The following is an 18,194-nucleotide window of genomic DNA, read 5'->3' as shown; positions in this document are numbered from 1 at the left end:
TGCCATGACGACTTACGGCCAAAACGGGCATCGAGATTCGCGTTGCGGAACGGCTGCTTTGGGCCTCCTTGTCAGCCAGATGATGCATCTCCCTCGCAGGAAAGTCCCTTACTCGGAAGACTGTGGTTTCCTTTGGGCCTATTGCGGCCGGGAGATCGACCGTCTTTTGGCGAACGCTGATCAGGATGAAATGCGGCGGCAAGCAAGGGCCGCATTGGTCGCCCGCCGGAGCGAATGGAAGGCGGCGGACAAGCGGGTCGGATATACCAAGGCGAAAAAAAGCCGAGGAGGAAATCGCGATATCGAGGAGGCGTTGGCAAAGGATTTGTTGAGCGCGGCTCCTCAATCTGCCGCCGGCGTCGCGGTGAAGCTGCATTCCCTCCTGGAAAAGGAGGATCCAGGTTCTGCCCTCCAGAAGCCCCGTGGCCGGAGCTTAGGACAATCCTTGCCGATCTTGCGCGGATTTGGGCAGGTCCGCATCCGGTCTGCGCCAGCGCACGCCAACTCCCAATCGTGCTCCGTCCAGTCGATATATCGTCTCTATATCATTGATATTGTTTGCAATATTGCTGTCACGCGACCATCCTTCCTTGATATCGGGAGGGTGCCATGACGAAAGACAGTCGGACCTCTGCAGCCAAACCGCGATCGATGCGGAATACCCAACGTATCATCGAACGCGCCGACCCCATCTTCGCTCTTGCGTTTGATGCAGGTGTGATGGGACTGAGCGCGAAGTCGGTTGAACGACGCCTCGTCCATGTTAAGGATCGGCAGAGTGGCACCCGCGAAGTCGTCGACTTCGTCCGCTGTTCCTACCTTGGTCTCGACAATCACCCAGCCATCATCGCAGGGGCCATCGAAGCGATCGCGGATTATGGCTCCCTGCACTGGTCCTGCGCACGCACGCGCCTCAATTTTGGGCTGCTCGCTGACCTTGAGGAGAACCTTTCCGATCTGTTTCAGGCGCATGTCATCACGTTCTCCACCGTGCTTGCCGCCAATCTGAGTGCCATGCCGATCCTGGCTTCCGGTTACCTGACCGGGGGTGAGAAACCACTTGTCGTCTTCGACCGGCTGGTCCACGCGACGCTAGCGGTCCACAAGCCGCTCGTCGCTGCCGAGACCACAGTGCTCACCATCGATCACAATGATGTCGATATGCTCGAGCAGATCTGTCGGGCAAACCCGATCGTGGCCTTTGTCTGCGATGGTCTCTATTCCATGGGCGGTGCAGCCCCGATCGATGAACTGCTCAGGCTGCAACGGCAATACGGATTATTCCTCTACATCGATGACGCCCACGGCATATCGCTTTTCGGTTTCCGAGGGGAAGGCTATGCACGCTCGTCCATCGGCAAGGAATTTGGCGATCGCACCATCATTGCCGCGTCGCTTGGCAAGGGTTTTGGCGCCTCCGGCGCGCTGCTCATGCTCGGGTCGCAACGCCAGGAAGATCTCTTTCGGCGGTTCGCGCTGGCATTCGCCTTTTCGGTTCCTGTCAATCTTGCCGGCGTCGGCGGCGCGATCGCATCGGCCAATCTTCACCGCACCCAGGAACTCCTCGATCGCCAGATTGCATTGGGAGAGCGGATCAAACAGTTTGATGCCATGATCGAAACCGAGCAGACCTCCCTGCCCTTTCCGATCCGCACCATCATGCTCGGAGACGAGCGCGCAGCTATTTCAGCGGCGCGCCAATTGTTCGACCGTGGCCTCTATACGTCCGCGATCTTTTTTCCGACGGTGGCCCAGGGAAGAGCGGGTTTGCGCGTTTGCCCGACGGCCACCCATCTGGTTGAAGAAGTCGATTGGTTAGGCCGCGAGCTGAGGTCCATTATCGACGGACCTGCGGCCGACGGATCGGGACCGCGTCCATGCTGATCACCGGCGTCTCCGCGGCAGCAAATCGGCGGGCGCGACGCGTCATGCCCATGGGAAATACACGAAGCTCAGCATTTGCCACGCCATATCCTATCTATCTTGCATCAGGTGAGGGAGCCTATGTCACGGACGTGGATGGCAACCGCTATCTCGACTTTCAGAACAACTTCACCGCGCTGATCCACGGTTATGGTCATGCCGACGTCACAAGCGCATTGCTGGCGCAACTGATGAAGGGCTTGAGCTTTGCGAACCCAACATTTCCCGAGATCGAACTCGCGGAGCTTCTCTGCGACCGGGTGGCGCATTTCGAGCGCGTGCGCTTCACCAACACCGGTTCCGAAGCGGTGATGATGGCCATCAAGGCTGCAAGGGCTTTGACCGGCCGGACGCTCGTGGCAAAATGCGAGGGCGCCTATCACGGGAACTACGACCCGATCGAAATCAACGTCTCCGCGCCGCCAATCCGCTGGACCGATGGCTGTGGGGGCTGCAGCCTTGAGCACGACGGATTAACCGCTTCGGTCGCGCAGCAGACGGTCGCGATCCCCTTCAACGACATCGAAAATAGCGATCGCATCCTCTCCGCTGCCGGATGCGATCTCGCTGCCGTGCTGATCGACCCCCTGCCCTCTCGTGCGGGCCTCGTTCAAATCACTCCGGAATATTTTGCCTATCTGAGACGATGGACGTCAGCCCGATCCGCTCTTCTGATCTCTGACGAGGTATTGAGCTTCAGGCTCGGATACACCGGGGCCTTCGGCGAAAGCTCGATCAAGCCCGATATAACCGCCTCCGGCAAAATCATCGGCGGCGGTCTTCCCATCGGTGCGGTCGCGGGCGGCAGCGATGTGATGAAGGTGTTTGCGCCATCGGGCAAAGGACCGCATGTCGCGCATTCAGGCACGTTCACGGCCAATCCGATGACCATGGTTGCGGGCCTGGCTGCGATGGCCGCGATGACGAAGGACGAGTTTCAGCGCATCAATCAACTCGGTGACGATGCGCGACACGTGCTCGCCGATGCGTTTCGAAGCGCGGGCGTGACCGGCGCGGTCACCGGCGCCGGATCGCTGTTTCGCATCTTCATCGGTGCCCGCGAAATCTCAAGTTATGCCGACGCCCATCTCGCCTCGCGCCATTCAGTTACGCTCGCCGACGTTATCAGGCACATGCGTGATCGCGGTGTTCTGATTTCGCAAGTCGGCCTTGGGGCGATTTCGACTCCGATGACGCCGACGGACATCAGTATGCTTGCTGCAGTCTTCGAAGACGCCCTGTGCGCGGTGGTCGCGAGAGCCCATGCGAGAAAAGAGGTCGCAGCCGATGAACCTTGAAACCGAACGGCTGTTCATGCGGCCGGTGACCGCCCGCGACGGCGACGCGCTGCACCGCCTTCATACCGATCCGCTTGTCGTAAAACTTATCATGCAGGGCAAACCGCTGACGCGGGCCGAATCCGACGCTCGTCTCGATCTCTATCTCGATGAATGGGATCGCTATGGCTATGGCTTCTGGATACTTTATCTCCGTGAGCCGAACGGCGACCTGACCTTCGTTGGTCGCGCCGGACTGCGCCGATATGACGAAAACGATGTCGAGGTGGGTGTCTGTCTCTTCGGGTTTTCCTCCGGCAAGGGGATCGCCAGAGAAAGTCTTGGAGCCGCGATCGAGTTCGGCTTTCGACGTCTTCCTCTGCGCCGGCTGGTCTGCGTCGTCAGGCCGACGAACATCCGGTCTCAGAAGGCCATGCTGCGGTTGGGATTTTCGTTCGTCGGCATGACCGAACATCTTGGGACGGCCTTTCGTTTCTATGAGATCCAACGACCAGCCACGTTTCCGATGCCTTCATCTTAGCGGCATTGCCGCCAAGTTGCGGACTGTTGGTCGTAGGTCGAGGCTCCAGCCCCTTCAACCGCTTGTCCACCGAAGGCATTGCCGAAGTGCTGGCCGCCTGTTGCCGTTGCACGTGGCGCTGGTGATTGAAAATGCCCCGAAAGCCGAGGCCGCCGCGGAGGCCGAAAAGCAATTGCCGGGCAAGGGTTGGCTTCCTTCCCAGTTGCGTGTTGCCGGGGATGAAGCAGGCCGAGTGAACAAGGCAACGTTCCACTGGAGCAGCCCGGAACTCGGTGCCGGGGGACTTCGCATGGTGGCTAAGGCTGACGCGGCCGGGTTCGACCCGGATCGCGTCCGCGCGAGGAGAGCCCATGCCCCTCCCCTCGTACTCTCCTCCTGCCCGATTTCACGGAGAGAGCATTGGCTACATCGGTCAAAGTTTGACATCTATTGCCATCCACTGATGCTTGCCCCATACTGGACAGTAACGAAAGGGATGCCATGCCAAACGTCGCGCTTGGAAACCATTACGAGGAATTTGTGAAAAAGCAGCTGGAATCCGGCCGCTATAACAACGCCAGCGAGGTCGTCCGCGCCGGTCTGCGGCTGCTGGAAGACCATGAGACCGCGCGTGAGCGGTGGCTCAATGAAGAAATTCCGGGGCGTTATGACGAGCTGACGCATAATCCTTCCATAGGCATTCCGGCAAAAACCGTGCGTGCCCGCTTTGAGGCCAAGCGTCGACAACATGCGGCGGAAGCCAAGTAGGACATGGCCTACCGGATTATCTACCATCCCAAGGCGGAGGCGGAACTCGACAAGCTTTACGCCGATATAGCCGTGGACGCGGGTACACGCGTCGCTGGAGAATATGTCGACGCTGTGATCACATACACATCGAAGGGCTCGACACCTTTCCTGAGCGCGGCACCGTGCGGGAAAGCGCCATCCCCGGCCTGAGGATCATCGGCTACCGACGCAACGTCAGCATTGCATTTTCGGTACGCGGCGACGAGGTGTTCATTCTCGGCGTGTTCGCGCGCGGCCGTGACATCAATGACGAGATTCTTGAAGAACGAAATCAATAGCACGGTCTGGTAGGCAAACCGAACAGCCAGGTAGGAACAATGTTGGCATCCAGTTGCAATCGTCGTTGAACTATGATGCCGGGCCAGATCGACTGAAAATAGGAGGCAGGCCCTCAGCCTGCGGCGGCAAGCTGACCACCCCCGACCGGCACGCTCGTTGATCAACCAAGCTATAACACTGTCAGGGACACCATCACGGACGGCAGCAGCGCCCGGACTAGCTGGCCGAGAAGGATCGCGTGACCTGGCGCCTGTCGGTCGCGTTTGCACCGAATCTATTTGCACGAGGTAAGCTAGGAGGTGCGGGCTAGCTCTGTCGGCATTGATCTAAGCCTTGTTGATGATGGCACTGCCGGTTTCCGCACGCGCCGTCTCGATAATCCTGCAGCAGTATTGAGCGTCCCCAAAATATCGCCCGAAACGAGAAACGCCTTTTGCCCGGCCTCGTCGATCCAGTGCTTGGCTTCGTTGGCGCTTCGTGCTGGTAAAGACAGGCAACCAATCGTTGGATCGTCTGAAGACGATACGCCCAGAGCGCGTTGATTGCGCGGTGAGCATGATTGTCAGGGACAGTCGATAGAAGGCTCGGACATTCTTGTTGGAAAGCAGCCCGTCGCAGTATGCGGCGAAATGAACCTGCGCGACCGTCGAAAGTTCCATGAGCTCATGTCGCCTCAACCAGCATCTTACTTCTGCCGAGGCTGCGTCAGGTCTAAGCCGGCTGCGACCTGCAGTCCCTGCCGCTTGGCAACGGCTGCTTGGTAGAGCGTCCGGGCTGCGTTTCGCACTTCCTCCTGAACAGGCTGATCCCTGTCATAGGCCGTATGGCTGGTCGCATAAGGCTCCCAGTAGCCGATGTAGCGATCGACCTCGGCCAGCGCCCCGGCCGGCTCCAGGTCCATCGACCTCAACCAGTCGGAAACCGATCGGCGAACGTTCTCCGCCCCTTCCGTATCACCGTGGACGATCACCGAGAAGAAGCGGCCTTCCAGATGTCGCGGATAGTCCCAGCCCTTCATCTCTATTTCTTTCGCTTCCTTGGCATGCTTGCCATGCGTTGATGTCGGGTCCGGATTGCCGCCGTCGGCGCAGACGAGGCGGTCGATCATGAGCTTCAATGGTGAGGACGTCTGGTACCAGTTCACCGGCGTGACTATCATGATGCCGTGCGCTTCGACCCAAAGCGGATAGATGTCGTTCATCCAGTCATGGATTTGGCCAAGCGAATAGTTGGGATAACACGAGCAGGGCCAATGGCAGAGAGCGGCGGAGGTGGAAAAGCAGGCTTTGCACGGGTGGATCTGTCGACCATATTCGGAGGCCAGCCGGCTGAGATCGAGTATTTCCACATTAACCCGCGGATCCTGCTCCAAGACCTCCCGGGCGGCTTCCACCATCCGGAAGCTTTTCGAAAGCTCGCCTGGACAGGTATGTTCGCTACGCGATGACCCGTTGATCAGCAGGAAGCGGATCGGGCCGTTCGGATCTTCATGCCGACGCTGCGCTTCCTGGATGGCTTGTCGCGCAGCCAACCAATCAACGGCTAGATCATATTCGGGATCGGCGAATTCCTGGCCGGCCTTGCGAGTCTTCGGGCTCTTGCGGGAGTGTTCATAGGCGTCCCAAGCCGCCTCGGTGATTTTGATAAGTTCGGCAGAAAGCGGCTCATAGGCAGGATCCTGGAACTGGTTGAGGAAACGCCGCTTAAATTCCTCCTCAGGCAGCCGAGGGCTCGGGCTACCCTTGCGAGGTTCAAGGTCTGGCGTTCCAGAAATAGGCAAAGAAGGCATGGTCGCTCCGACAGATCAAGATCTGACTGAACGTCCGCGCCAACCGACTGTTCCTCGCCGCGTGTTAAAAGAAGAGGTCGCAGCCGATGAACCTTGAGACTGAACGGCTGTTCATGCGGCCGGTGACCGCCCGCGACGGCGGCGCGCTGCACCGCCTTCATACCGATCCGCTTGTCGTAAAACTTATCATGCAGGGCAAACCGTTGACGCGGGCCGAATCCGACGCTCGTCTCGATCTCTATCTCGATGAATGGGATCGCTATGGCTATGGCTTCTGGATACTTTATCTCCGTGAGCCGAACGGTGACCTGACCTTCGTTGGTCGCGCCGGACTGCGCGATATGACGAAAATGATGTCGAGGTCGGTGCCTGCCTGTTCGGGTTTTCCTCCGGCAAGTGGATCGCCGGAGATCTTGAAGCCGCGATCGAATTCGGCTTTCGACGCCTTCCTTTACACCGGCTGGCGTTCACCAAGAGGCTCGCCACCTTGTCTCGGGCCTGTTGTTTGATCCCGAAGCCGTGCTCGATACAGGGCTCCATCGCCCCTGACTGATGACAAGAAGGAGCGCCGCTACCCTCCCCGCGGCACTCCCTCCAGACGTGGCGACCGAAGTCAGACCACCAGAATGTAGACGATCTCGTAGGTATCCGGCTCGACGATCACGATGCGATTGTCGGCAAGCACGAAGTAGCGGTACGAGCGATAGGCCGGGAGAATCTCGACGACCCTCGGCGGAAGCGGGTGCAGTTCCACCGTTTTTGGGACTGCCACGCCGACCGATACGCTGAAGCTCGGCTTGATCGGCTCGACCTTGTTCTCCACGATGACGTTTCGAATTTCGGTCTTCTGTTCGGTGGAGATATTGATGCTGCCGGTGACCTCGTTCGAGGGCCGGTTAGCCGAGGCCGCGTCGGTCTCGCTCGACTGGCGTTGCTGGGTACCGGTCGCTGTATTGGTGTTGGTGTCGGGGCTTGTTTGAGTGGTGCTGCCGGCCGCGTTCATATCCTTCTTTTCGGTCGAAGTGCCGGAGCCCTGGGCCGACTGCTTTGTCTGATCAGCGCCCGCACCGGCGGCGGCGTCCTGGTTCATCTTCTTTTTCTGATCGTCAGTCTGGGCCGCGTCGGTGCCGGTCTTGCTCTGGCTGTCCTTCGTGGCAGCGCTCTGGCCGTCCTTCGACGCGCCGCTACCTGCTTCGCCGGGCTTGCGGAGCTGTTCCGACTGGGCCTGATTCTGCGCCGGCTGCTTTGCCTCCGGGCTGTTGCTGCCTGCCGACTGGCCCGAGGCGCCCGCCTCTGGAGTGGTGGCCTTGGTGCCTTGGCTACCGGAGGCCGAGCCCTGCTTGGAGGTTCCCTCCTTGGGAAGAAGCCTCGGATCGGCAGAGCCGCCCGACGAATTCTGGGCGAGCGCGGGAAGCGAAAGTGTGGAGCCTGCAAGCAGGGCGACGAGGAGGGCTTTCCTATCAAAGAATCTCATGTTGGTTCTCCATTTTGGGTTTGCGGCGTCCACATGTCCGACGACTACAGGACGCGAAGATTTTCCAAGCTGATCAGTTGATGACGTGCACGACCTTGCGGGTGCTCGGCTCAACCAGCACGGTTTTTCCGCCGACAACGGCATAGCGGTACTTCACGTCCGGGACGTCGACCGTGTGGAGTTCGACCGTTTCAGGAAGCGATGCACCGACACTGACGGTGACATTCGGAACATCCACGGACTTCACCTTCTGCTTGGTGACGTACTCCTTGATCACCGTTTCCTGCTCGGGGGCCACGACGACGGTCTGTGCTGAAGCGGCGAAAGTTCCTGCCATGGCGGCTAGGCCTGCTGCTGCGAAAATCATGTACTTTTTCATCATGTTATCCTTCTTTTCCTTGTTCCCGCACTCGCCTCGCGAGGTGTTGGAACAACCGCGGAAGGATCACCGTGTTCCGGGGCTCGGACTTCGGTCCGAAAGCTCTGGGACCTAAGGCCCAACCCATCCGTCCAGCATTGGGCACAAAGGCCTATGGCGCCTGGACCGAAGTCCAGACGGAGGAACGTCGTATGGGGGCCGACGTTGATGGCTCACGGCTTCGGCCGCAGCAAACAAGGAGGAAATCACAATGAAGAAGCAACTCATCCTGGCGACGGCTATGTTCGCGCTGGCAGGCGGAACAGCCTTTGCTCAGTCGTCCACTGTCAACGGAGCGGCTGGCGGTGCGGTAACCGGCGCTATCGTCGGTGGTCCAGTCGGGGCTGCGGTCGGTGGCGTGGTCGGCGCGGTCGCAGGTACGGCGATCGATCCGCCGCCGCCGACGGTCGTCACCTATGTCCGTGACTTGCCCCCACCGACGGAGCGCGTCGTGGTGAAGGAGAAGGTGGTTGTCGGCCAGCCGTTACCCTCGACTGTCGTCGTCAAGGCAGTGCCGGACAATCCGAACTACGCCTACGCAGTCGTGAACGAGCAGCGTGTGATCGTCGAGCCTTCCTCGCGGAAGGTCATCCAGGTCATCAACTAAATTGGCACGGTCGGGCGTGCATACACGCCCGACCCTCTCCGACGGATACATGATGCACAATCAGCCCAGAAGCAGTCGTAGCAGCACCCCCGTCCTGATGGTTTTGATGGCCATGGTGGGAATGGTCGTGGCCCTTGTCGTGCTCAACGACTCCTCCAAAAACTCCCCTGCCCGTGTCTATATTCCTGAGGACTTGGCACTGACGACGAAATCCTGAAATCTGTCGATCACCCGGAGGTGGTGCTACCGGAACCCGCGCAGGAAAGCCTGGCAACGGTGCGGCGGCTGTTGACCTGCCGGAATGCCGCGATACCACATGCTGCATTCACCCGGCGACGGCAGGTGGCCCCGTGGGATCCGCGTGGTGCGGCGCCGTTGGCGCTGGCCTCGTCTGTACTGCCCATCTTCGTTCGATCGTCGGCTGTCGAAGCCCTGCAGGTATCATTGCGAAACCAGGAGGATAAGCGCCTGGGCTGCATCTGCACCTGGTTCAATTCTCGCTGCCGGTGCCTCTTGGTGGGCACTGGTTTCGGCGGAGCGGCTCGGTGAGCTGCCATCCGGATGTCTGGTCCAGACATGGGCATCGACCAACAGTCTCGGCTCGGCTGCCAAGGCTTTGATTCCGATGCACATGAGCAGGATCAGCGGGAGAGCGAACGCGCCCTTTGCGATCCTCATAGCGGTCAACTTCACCGCAAGATGAGTCCTCAAAGTCACTGGGCGCATCAAGTTCATGTCAACCTCCTGGACCTCCCGTGGAAGTCGTCTGGGATCTTGAACAGATCTAATCTCCCGATGTTCCTCGTTGGGCCTTCAGTACGATCTCAATACGACCTTCGCCCGGTGGTCACAGGACTAAGGTCCTGAGGGACGATGAATTCGGTCCTACGACGGGAACTGGCGCCTCCCCGGGAGATTTGCAGCAACGTTCGAAGACCTGGAGGCTGAAATGGATCAAAGTGTTTATCAAGCGCGGTGGCTACTGTTCGCGATCATCATCCTCGCTGGAGGAGTTGTAGCTATTGGTGCAGCAGCCGGATAGTTCAAAATGTGCCAAAGCTTGACCCACGCCTAGTCTATGGTGGCGGCAGGATAGGCGTGGCAAAGGCGACACCAGGAGGACTTCTTGCTCTCTCGAAGGCAGCTTTTGACCAAGACGCTTTCCTCACCGCTTGCTCTCACTGCAATCCGAGTTGCATGTGGCGCAGCGGCTCTGCTTTCGATCGAGACGAAGGCACAAGGCCAGCAAGGTGGCGGCAACGGTGGTGGCAATGGGGGTGGAAATAGTGGAGGCAACGGCAACGGCGGGGGGAATGGAAACGACAACGCTGGAGGGAACGGAACTGGTAGCGCGAATGGCAACTCTGGAAGATCCTCGTCGTCTTCAAGCAACAGCTCAACCACGGGATCGGGTGCGTTCGTTGGCGGGCCAGAAACCTCGATCGGGGTCCGCCATAAAGGTGGCATCGAAGAAGAGCTTTTCAACGGACGCTATGTCATGCGAGACGGGCGCGGTCGGACTATCATCAACCGGTCTGCGACTTCGGCCGATAGAGCTCGCCTAAGATCGATTGTCGGCAGGTGATTTTCCGCGATCGCTTGTCGGCGTGTTTAATATTTTAGTTTGCGGTTCCAGCCACATCATTACCGGGTCTGCGTCCTGTTCGTAGCCTGAAGCTGGTCCACGATATCGGTTATCTGTTTCTTGGCTGGCCCTGGCTGTAGAGAATGGCACGCCTTGAGAGGGAGTGGCCGCGACCGGAACCCACTGCCGTTCCAAGTATTATGGCGATAGGACACCGCTCGGTTTGCCGTTGGACTACTTGTCTTTATCGCGAGTAAGAGACCTCCGCCGCCGATTTGAGTTCGCTAAAGCTTCTTCCGTTCCGCCCTCGCTGCTCATGTCGCGGCTGCGGTTCTTTCGTCGGCTCCAGTTTTGCATCAGTAAAAAGTCGGGCTCCGAAAGAACGCAACACGAACTAATGAGCAACACCACTCCTGTTGGTGCGGCAACATCAAGCGGAACAATTTCCCCCAACTCGTGTTCGTCTTGTCGATTAAGCATGCAGGAGAAATACATGAGCAGGCGAATGCTGATCGTGATCGTGGCAGGCTTGGTTCTCGTGGTGGGGATTGTCACGGCGGTGATCGACCAAGCTCAAATGAGTTCGGTCGGTGACCATCCCACCCCTTCAACTCGTGACCTCCAAAATCCGGCCGCGCCTGCGCCATCCAACTAGCTCAAGATGCACTGCTTTTCAGCTTCAGATCAGCCACGCCCTCTGGCTTCATAGTGAAGGCCAGCGTTTCCCTGACAAGATGCCCCGGCACACTGCTTCCTTCAGGATCCTATTCTCGTTGGGTGGTGTCATCATCGTGCCCGGCCGCACGGGAAAAACGGCAGGTATTCATGGCATCTTGGGAGTCATGCACCCGTACGGGAGCAACAGTGCGCTGCTCGTTTCCCCAATGCCAGGCACATCGCCTTGTGGAATCAACCCAAAAGCCGCCGGCCTGGCCGATTGAAGAAGAACTGGAGGCCGGCTAACGATTTGGATCTAGATCTACGTCTTTCGGAACGTAATAGCGGACAACGGCATTCTGTTGGCGATCCAACCGGATCTGAAATCAGACCCACCAGTAGGTGACACCATGAATAGCATCGTATGGCTTGTCGGAGCCGTCGTTATCGTCCTCTTTATTCTCGGCTTCTTCGGACTACGGTAATATTTACTCGGGCGACGCATGGATGTTGCCCAAAAACTGCACCGAGCGACTCGATTTTGGTTCCTGAATGAGCGCTTCCGACGCACCAAAACGTCGTCCGGCCGTAGTCGACCATTTTGCCTTACTCTCCGGCTGCGCTATTTCCTCTTTAGGAGGATCTAATATGTTGACGCTGAAGTGGGAGGAATCAGTTCGAGCTGCAGGACAGCTGATAGCCGGGCCGCTCGAGGCGCACCAATTCTTGATGCACGGATGGCCGCATCGGAAAAATGAGGAATGGTCAGCGGCTGAGAACAGCGCCCTGGCCGCCCTCGATGGTCGGAAATCCCCTGATGAAGCACGCGAGAAATTTGAGGCGGCCCATAAGTCGGCTCAATTGAACTGAAGCGGAACGAAGCAGAGATTGTCCCGTTCCTTTCTAACCCTGACGTCCATATTGATGTGCCGAAGATTCGGAGCGGTGGATCAATCAAGGGAGAGGCATAGTCATGAAAAACTTTATCCTCGCCGCCGCCCTTGTTGCAGTAGCCGGTGGCGCGTTTGCTCAGCAACCTACGGCGGCTCCACCCGACAAGGCGGTGGATTTTGTCAGCAGGCAACCCATGCCGGCCAATCCTGTCCAGGTCAGCGAGAAGATCGCCGTTGGCCAGCCGATACCAAACAACCTCGTGCTGTCACCTATCCCGGATACGCCGAACTTCGCCTTCGCTATCGTCAATCAGAAGCGGCTGATTATCGACCTCAAGACCTTCGTGGTGGTTAGGATCGTTGAGTGACGGACGGAGGCATAGCCCGTCCCGGTGATCGACTTTGATCCACCTTAATATCTGCTGGCGGAACGATGGCATCCGTCCGACGTTCTATCTGCGCTAGAAATCAGAGGCAATCCCATGCGAAACTATATCCGACTGACGGCGCTGCTCGTCGGACTCTCCGCTACTGCCGCTTTCGCTCAGTCTCCGCCGGCCGACACTTCCCCGCTGCCGAAGGCACCCCCGGAAGTAACAGCAGACAATCCGCCACCACCACCTCCTGGTCCACGTGGACCAGGACCGGGTATGAGCCACCGCCCACCGCCATCAGAACGTGGAGCCCGCATCCAAGTCGAGAATGGTCGGACCCGGGTCGACCTGCGCTGCGCTGATTCAGATTCTACAAAAGAGTGCGCCGACGCATTGGTACAGATCCTCGACAGGCTCCAAACGTCATCTTCGGCCGACGGCGAATCGGGACGCGGCTTCAGCCGCGACCGTGGGAGCGACCGGGAATATGATCGCGACCGGGATGATCGGAGATAGTGATGAAGCGCGACTACATTTCCGAGATTGACCGCATCGGCAAGCAGCTTGCCGATCTCCGCACGATGCTCGCTGGGCACGCTGGCGACGCAGCGGGAAGTGCTGCGACATACATCGCTCCTAAGGCCCGCCAGTTCGCACGGCAATTCCAAACGGAAAGTTACGGCCTTGGCAAGGCTGCCTATAGGAACCCTTCGGCAGCAACCGGAGCCATCGTCGGTGTCATGCTGCTTGGGGCGGCGGTAGCTTGGCTGCTAACGGCGGGCGATAGAGAGAAGGGCGACTGACCATCGTCGCTTCTCCAAATCACCGTTGCCAAGGGGATGGCGCCCCCAGACGCCATCCCCTGGCCACCATTGGTTGTATCTCGGGAGGAGCCTGCTGATCAGGCCGAAATAGATCTACTCCCAAAAGCTTTTGTCTCGATTGCTTTGAGGTCGATGTCATGCTCTGGCCAAAAGCGTGATTTGTCGTAACGGAAGATCCCCTTCCGGTAGTAGCCGACACCGGGCGTCGACACGAGGAGCGGCGTCGCGATCCCCTTGAAATTCATCGTGAAGTGATAACCCGACTTCACCACCACGAAATCGACGAACTTCAGGTCAATTCCCTGGCTGGTGAACACCGCGGGGTCGTGACTGAAGGCGGGTTTGCTGGTGAGAAGCACGAACACTCGTTCTTCGACCAGAACGACAGCTGCCGCACCGAGGGAGCTTGCCTCCCCGCCATGGAATGGCCCGGCGAGCGTATATGCGCCGTCGCTCAGGTGGATCACTTTCCCGGTGATCCTGCGCGACGATAGCCCCGGCGAAATCTGTCCGCCGACGTCGAGCGTGACCGTGGCGCCCAATCCGGCATCCTGTGCGTGTTTTACGCTAGCCGCATCGGTGATGGTCAAGGCACCTCGCAGCTCGGCGAAATGGTCCAGCACCTCCGCCAGCAAAACCGTGCTGTCACCGGGCGCGCCGGCCAGGATCCGGTCGCCCATGTCGGCCATGACATACGGGCGGTTGGCTGGTTGCGATCGCACGATCTCGAAGGCATCCTGTATCTCGAAAAGATCATCGATGAAGCGTTCCCGGTTGTTCCAGAACGCCCATGCGAGGTCCTTGGCCACCTGCGAAGCGAGCGAAACGGCTCCGTCGGTCATGACCGTCACCACCTGCCCGATATTGTAGTCGTCCGCGTAGCGGAAGACGTTGTAGATGGAGATATCGACAATGCCGCTTGTTCCGGCTGCAAGCTCTCGAGCCCGGTCGTGAATTTCACCAAGCGGCCCACTTGTGGTTTCGCCGGCGCCTGGCAGGATCATCGGCACCCGGGCGCTGATCACGACCGGTCGCAAGTCGCCGTTCAAAACCTGCAGGGTCAGTTCCGCGGCTCGCATGCCGCATTCGACGACGTCCGAATGCGGGTTCTCCTTGCATGCAATGCAGATGTCGGTGTTTTCCAGCATGGAGTCGGTCAGGTGCGCGTGCAGGTCGAGACCGATTCCAATCGGCACGAAGGGGCCGACATGCCGTCTGAGATAGGCCAGCAGATCTCCTTCCAGGTCGGCGATCTCGGTCGAAGCCGCCGCGCCGTGCAGATCAAGGATGATTGCATCAGGGCGCGACGCCTCGATCCGCTCGACCAGCTCCTTGCGGATCGCTTGGTAGAAGTCGTGGTCGACGAGACCGCTTGGCGGGCCTGAGACGGAGATCAGCGGCAGGATCTCGACGTTCGCTTGCCTGAGGTACCGGATGATGCCTCCCAATGTCGAGCCGGCACATTCAAACACCGCTTCGCCCCGTTGTATCTCGAACTGGTCGGCGGTGGCCGGTTGCGGATTGAGACGATTAGACTCGTGATATAGACGGCCGACGGCAATCCGTGGCCTCTGGCTGGGCACGTTCATATTTCCAGGCTTTCTGTTCGGTTGAGGGATTAGATTAGCGCTGGTTCCACTCGTTCCAGCGTTCAAGCAGCATCTGGTTGTTGGCGTTTATCCAGGCAGCGTCCGGCCGGATGAGCTTCTCGAACACGTCCGGTGAGGTCGGCGCGGCCGCCTGCGCTTCCGCGTTCATCGCCTTCGCCGCCGAGTATCGGGCCGGCGTGCAGGTCAGTGCCTCACAGACCCTCGCCTGCGCCTGCGGATGCGCGAGGAAATATTCGAGGAACCTTATCGCGTTGGCGCGATGCGGCGCCTTCTTGATCAATGCCCAGCGGTCCCCGACAAGAAAGGCCTGATCCTGGCTCCAGGCGAGCGGCTGTCCTTCCTTCTTCAATGCCGACGCGCGTGTCTGCCAGATCTCGCCTGCGACATACTCTCCGTTGCGAAAACCCTGAGTGCTCTGATCGCCCGTCTTCCACCACAGGCTGATATGCGGCCGGATCGTGTCGAGTTTGGCAAGCGCGCGATCGACGTCGAGCGGGAACAGCGCGCCAGGCTGTACGCCGTCCGCAAGGAGTGCTGCCGCCATGACCCGCCATGGGTCATTGAAATTCGGCATCGAACGTGGCCCAGGGAATTTCTTCACGTCGAAGAAGTCCGCCCAAGTCTTGAGGCCGGGTGCTGGAAACGACCTGGTATTGTAGGCCAGAAGTGTTGTGCCATAGGCGGAGAGCACGCCGGAGGACGCGCAGGCGCCCGGAAGCAGATCCTTGTCGCCCTGATAGGCACGGCAGAACTCGGTCATGTCCTCGTTCATCAATTTGTGAAGCTCCGAGGCCGCCTGGATCTCGCCGGCCTGATAGAGGTCCCATTCGACATTGCCGGTTTGTGCCATCGCCTTGATGCGGGCGACATTCTCGGCGCCCGTGCCCGATACGGTGATCACCTGGATCCCGGTCTCCTTGGTAAAGGGGTCGAAGAAATGGGTGCGCAATTCCTGTTCCAGGGTCCCGCCTGTCGTGGCGATGACAAGCTTTTCCTGGGCAGACGCAGAAGCCGACCCTGAAACAGCGAAAACGGCTGCAGCGATCAGGCCTGCATTCGTGCAATTCTTTAAAAAACTACGCATTGTCTGCTGTCCTCCCGTCAATTCCGGCTCCTGGCCTTCTGGTGTTTTTGAAATAGCGTGAGGCCGCCCATGACCAGCAGCGAGACGAGCACCATGATCGTCGAGACTGCCGCCACGACCGGCGTCAGATTGAAGTCGATGTCCTCGAACATCTTGCGGGTGATGGTCTTGCCTTCGATCCCGGAGAGAAAAAAAGCCACCGTCGCCTCGTCGAATGATGCGAGGAAGGCAAACACCGCGCCGCTTGAGACCCCCGGCGCGATGCCGGGTAGCACGACGCTGAAGAATGCCCTCGACCGGCCGGCGCCGCAGTTCAATGCGGCGAGTTCCAACGTCGTGTCGAAGCGTTGAAGAGAGGCCGTGACCGTCAGAACGACATAGGGGACGGCGAGCATGGTGTGGGCGATCAGAAACCCGACGAAGTTGCCTGACAGTTTCAGCGGCGCGAAGGCCACGAACACCGATACCGCAATGACGATATGCGGAACGATCATCGGGCTGATCGTCACCGCCTGAAGAACGGCCTTTCCTGGCAGGTCGCCACGGACAAGGGCCACCGCCGCAAGCGTGCCGATGATCGTCGCCGTGGCTGTGGTCGCCAACGCAATCTTGAGACTGAATAGCGTCGCGGCGATCCAGTTGGGATCGGTCAGGTATCGCACGTACCATTTGAAGGTGATGCCTTTCGGTGGAAACTCGAGGTAGTCCGCCGGTCCAAACGACATGGGGATCACCAGCACGGTCGGAAGAATCAGAAAGAACAGCAGCGCCCCCAGACCAACCGTCATCGCTGCCCCGTAGATGTGACGCAGTCCCATTGCCCGATGACGGGCGGGTTTCGCGCGGCGCCCTTCGATCTCAGCGGCTTCGCGCTCGGCGAGTGCATAGTCCATGTCAGGAGACACCGGCGAATCCTCGATTGAGAGACAGAGTTTTACGAAAGGCGACGACGAAGGTGAGCGTTGCGGCAAGAAGCACCGTCGAGAGTGCGCCCGCGAAAGCCCAATCGAGCGTCTCGGTGGTTTGCTGCCCGATGAGCGTCGCCATCAGCATCGTGCGGGGCCCACCGACCAGAGCCGGCGTCACATAGAAACCAAGTGCCAAAATGAAGGTCATCAGGCAGCCCGCAAAAACGCCGGGCAGGCTTAGCGGCAGCATGATCCGCCAGAAGACACTTAGGGTCCCTGCCCCAAGGTTTCTCGCGGCCTGGCCGAGTTCATTTGGGACGGCGCGCACCGCCGCGAATATCGGCAGTATCGTATACGGCAGGAGCACATGGGTCATTGCCATGATAACCGCCCCTTCCGTGTAGATCAGGCGCAAAGGCTCGGTGATCCAGCCCAGGTCCAGAAGGAACTCGTTCACAACACCCTTGCGCTGCAACAGCACAATCCACGCGTAGGACCTCACCAATGTCGAGGTCCAGAGCGGGATGAGCACGCATACCGTGGTCAGGGCCGCCCATCTGCGTGGCAGTTTCGCCATCGCAAACGCGATCGGATAACCGATAATGAGGCTCGCAATCGTCACCGCGAACGCGATCTCGAACGTCCGCAGCAAAACCGTCATATAAAGCGGTGAGCGCATGAGCCGTCGGAACTGCTCAAGTCCGAACTCGGGTGCGAAGAAACTCCCGAGCAGCAGCTTGCCGACGGGATAGAGGAAGCCGAAACCCATCAACAGCACGAGCGGAGCGATGAGTATCAAGGAAAGTGTTTTCGAATAGCGGCGGGCAGAGCCGGTCCGGAGCCGGCGCCTGATCCGCTGCATAGACGGGGCATCGATGGTCGCGGTAGCGGTCATTGCACTGACCCCGCAAGCTCCGGAAACAGCCTTACAGCAGAGGGAGCGATTGCGAGGTCGACCTTCTCGCCCCGCACGAATGTCGCCTGTCCGATGAGCGAGGGAACCAGGACCTGAACCGGCGCCTCCCCCTGCCCCTCGATCTGGACGAGGATCACATGCGCCTGGCCAAGGAAGATGACCGCCTCGACCGTCCCTCGCAGCACGACACCGCTCTGGTGACCAGGTTCGAAACGCTGACTGATGGTGATAGCTTCGGGCCTGATC

Annotated in this window: 21 protein-coding genes and 1 pseudogene; 12 read left to right on the top strand and 10 right to left on the bottom strand. The window is 59.3% G+C overall.

The window, feature by feature from the left end; translation table 11 throughout:
* Positions 1–4 precede the first annotated feature (4 nt).
* From C5J22_RS29835 to C5J22_RS29810, 6 genes and pseudogenes are all read left to right on the top strand, one after another.
* A complete protein-coding gene (locus C5J22_RS29835; protein ID WP_172746824.1) occupies positions 5–613 on the top strand; it encodes a hypothetical protein in 609 nt (202 codons plus the stop codon).
* Positions 610–1,884: an aminotransferase class I/II-fold pyridoxal phosphate-dependent enzyme gene (locus tag C5J22_RS29830; protein WP_105441206.1), complete on the top strand. Its 1,275-nt coding sequence runs from the start codon at positions 610–612 to the stop codon at positions 1,882–1,884. Before C5J22_RS29835 ends, C5J22_RS29830 begins: the two co-directional genes overlap by 4 nt.
* Entirely contained in the window at positions 1,878–3,221 is a 1,344-nt protein-coding gene (locus C5J22_RS29825) for an aminotransferase class III-fold pyridoxal phosphate-dependent enzyme (protein ID WP_105441205.1), read from the top strand. The genes C5J22_RS29830 and C5J22_RS29825 overlap by 7 nt, the downstream gene beginning before the upstream one ends.
* The gene (locus tag C5J22_RS29820; protein ID WP_105425628.1) at positions 3,211–3,741 is read left to right on the top strand and encodes a GNAT family N-acetyltransferase; all 531 of its coding nucleotides are present in this window, start codon (positions 3,211–3,213) and stop codon (positions 3,739–3,741) included. Before C5J22_RS29825 ends, C5J22_RS29820 begins: the two co-directional genes overlap by 11 nt.
* Positions 3,742–4,221: 480 nt before the next feature.
* On the top strand, positions 4,222–4,488 hold the full coding sequence (locus tag C5J22_RS29815; RefSeq protein WP_105425627.1) for a type II toxin-antitoxin system ParD family antitoxin: 267 nt from the start codon (positions 4,222–4,224) through the stop codon (positions 4,486–4,488).
* Positions 4,489–4,491: 3 nt separating this feature from the next.
* Positions 4,492–4,808: pseudogene (locus C5J22_RS29810) on the top strand (type II toxin-antitoxin system RelE/ParE family toxin).
* Between the two features lie 327 nt (positions 4,809–5,135).
* Here the strand turns inward: C5J22_RS29810 and C5J22_RS31425 are convergent.
* Entirely contained in the window at positions 5,136–5,468 is a 333-nt protein-coding gene (locus C5J22_RS31425) for a hypothetical protein (RefSeq protein WP_172746823.1), read from the bottom strand.
* A 26-nt stretch (positions 5,469–5,494) separates the two neighbouring features.
* Positions 5,495–6,598 (bottom strand): flavodoxin family protein, encoded by a 1,104-nt coding sequence (locus C5J22_RS29805; RefSeq protein WP_105425624.1) that lies wholly within the window; start codon positions 6,596–6,598, stop codon positions 5,495–5,497.
* A gap of 86 nt (positions 6,599–6,684) precedes the next feature.
* Between C5J22_RS29805 and C5J22_RS29800 the strand changes: the two genes are divergently transcribed.
* The gene (locus C5J22_RS29800) at positions 6,685–7,107 is read left to right on the top strand and encodes a GNAT family N-acetyltransferase (RefSeq protein ID WP_105441204.1); all 423 of its coding nucleotides are present in this window, start codon (positions 6,685–6,687) and stop codon (positions 7,105–7,107) included.
* 104 nt (positions 7,108–7,211) lie between these two features.
* On the opposite strand, the gene C5J22_RS29795 is transcribed toward C5J22_RS29800, so the two are convergent.
* Both C5J22_RS29795 and C5J22_RS29790 read right to left on the bottom strand, forming a co-directional pair.
* Complete coding sequence (locus C5J22_RS29795) at positions 7,212–8,072, bottom strand: DUF1236 domain-containing protein (protein WP_172746822.1); 861 nt, start codon at positions 8,070–8,072, stop codon at positions 7,212–7,214.
* A 73-nt stretch (positions 8,073–8,145) separates the two neighbouring features.
* Complete coding sequence (locus tag C5J22_RS29790; protein ID WP_105432518.1) at positions 8,146–8,451, bottom strand: DUF1236 domain-containing protein; 306 nt, start codon at positions 8,449–8,451, stop codon at positions 8,146–8,148.
* 250 nt (positions 8,452–8,701) lie between these two features.
* Here C5J22_RS29790 and C5J22_RS29785 point away from each other — a divergent pair, with 250 nt between their 5' ends.
* A complete protein-coding gene (locus C5J22_RS29785) occupies positions 8,702–9,097 on the top strand; it encodes a DUF1236 domain-containing protein (RefSeq protein ID WP_105441202.1) in 396 nt (131 codons plus the stop codon).
* A gap of 441 nt (positions 9,098–9,538) precedes the next feature.
* Here C5J22_RS29785 and C5J22_RS29775 read toward each other — a convergent pair whose 3' ends face one another.
* Positions 9,539–9,832 carry a hypothetical protein gene (locus C5J22_RS29775; protein WP_105441200.1) on the bottom strand — a complete coding sequence of 98 codons (294 nt, stop codon included), beginning with the start codon at positions 9,830–9,832 and terminating at the stop codon, positions 9,539–9,541.
* 1,355 nt (positions 9,833–11,187) lie between these two features.
* Between C5J22_RS29775 and C5J22_RS31420 the strand changes: the two genes are divergently transcribed.
* The 4 genes from C5J22_RS31420 (at position 11,188) to C5J22_RS29755 (ending at position 13,409) form a co-directional block, all read left to right on the top strand.
* Complete coding sequence (locus tag C5J22_RS31420; RefSeq protein WP_172746821.1) at positions 11,188–11,337, top strand: hypothetical protein; 150 nt, start codon at positions 11,188–11,190, stop codon at positions 11,335–11,337.
* 650 nt (positions 11,338–11,987) lie between these two features.
* The gene (locus C5J22_RS29765) at positions 11,988–12,209 is read left to right on the top strand and encodes a DUF982 domain-containing protein (RefSeq protein ID WP_172724374.1); all 222 of its coding nucleotides are present in this window, start codon (positions 11,988–11,990) and stop codon (positions 12,207–12,209) included.
* A 103-nt stretch (positions 12,210–12,312) separates the two neighbouring features.
* Entirely contained in the window at positions 12,313–12,600 is a 288-nt protein-coding gene (locus C5J22_RS29760) for a DUF1236 domain-containing protein (protein ID WP_105441198.1), read from the top strand.
* Between the two features lie 524 nt (positions 12,601–13,124).
* Positions 13,125–13,409, top strand: a complete 285-nt coding sequence (locus C5J22_RS29755; RefSeq protein WP_105441197.1) for a hypothetical protein — start codon at positions 13,125–13,127, stop codon at positions 13,407–13,409.
* A 98-nt stretch (positions 13,410–13,507) separates the two neighbouring features.
* On the opposite strand, the gene C5J22_RS29750 is transcribed toward C5J22_RS29755, so the two are convergent.
* The 5 genes from C5J22_RS29750 to C5J22_RS29730 all read right to left on the bottom strand — a co-directional run.
* Positions 13,508–15,019: a M81 family metallopeptidase gene (locus C5J22_RS29750; protein WP_105441196.1), complete on the bottom strand. Its 1,512-nt coding sequence runs from the start codon at positions 15,017–15,019 to the stop codon at positions 13,508–13,510.
* A gap of 34 nt (positions 15,020–15,053) precedes the next feature.
* Complete coding sequence (locus tag C5J22_RS29745) at positions 15,054–16,124, bottom strand: ABC transporter substrate-binding protein (protein ID WP_105441195.1); 1,071 nt, start codon at positions 16,122–16,124, stop codon at positions 15,054–15,056.
* Positions 16,125–16,141: 17 nt separating this feature from the next.
* Complete coding sequence (locus tag C5J22_RS29740; RefSeq protein WP_205837244.1) at positions 16,142–16,942, bottom strand: ABC transporter permease; 801 nt, start codon at positions 16,940–16,942, stop codon at positions 16,142–16,144.
* Between the two features lie 76 nt (positions 16,943–17,018).
* Complete coding sequence (locus tag C5J22_RS29735) at positions 17,019–17,894, bottom strand: ABC transporter permease (RefSeq protein WP_105441222.1); 876 nt, start codon at positions 17,892–17,894, stop codon at positions 17,019–17,021.
* A gap of 29 nt (positions 17,895–17,923) precedes the next feature.
* Positions 17,924–18,194: TOBE domain-containing protein (locus C5J22_RS29730; RefSeq protein ID WP_172746820.1), on the bottom strand; the 271-nt coding region annotated here is incomplete at its 5' end.

Origin of the sequence: Neorhizobium sp. T25_13 (assembly GCF_002968675.1) — a bacterium.
GTDB classification, from domain to species: Bacteria; Pseudomonadota; Alphaproteobacteria; order Rhizobiales; family Rhizobiaceae; genus Neorhizobium; species Neorhizobium tomejilense.
This window is presented reverse-complemented; position numbering and strand designations above follow the sequence as displayed.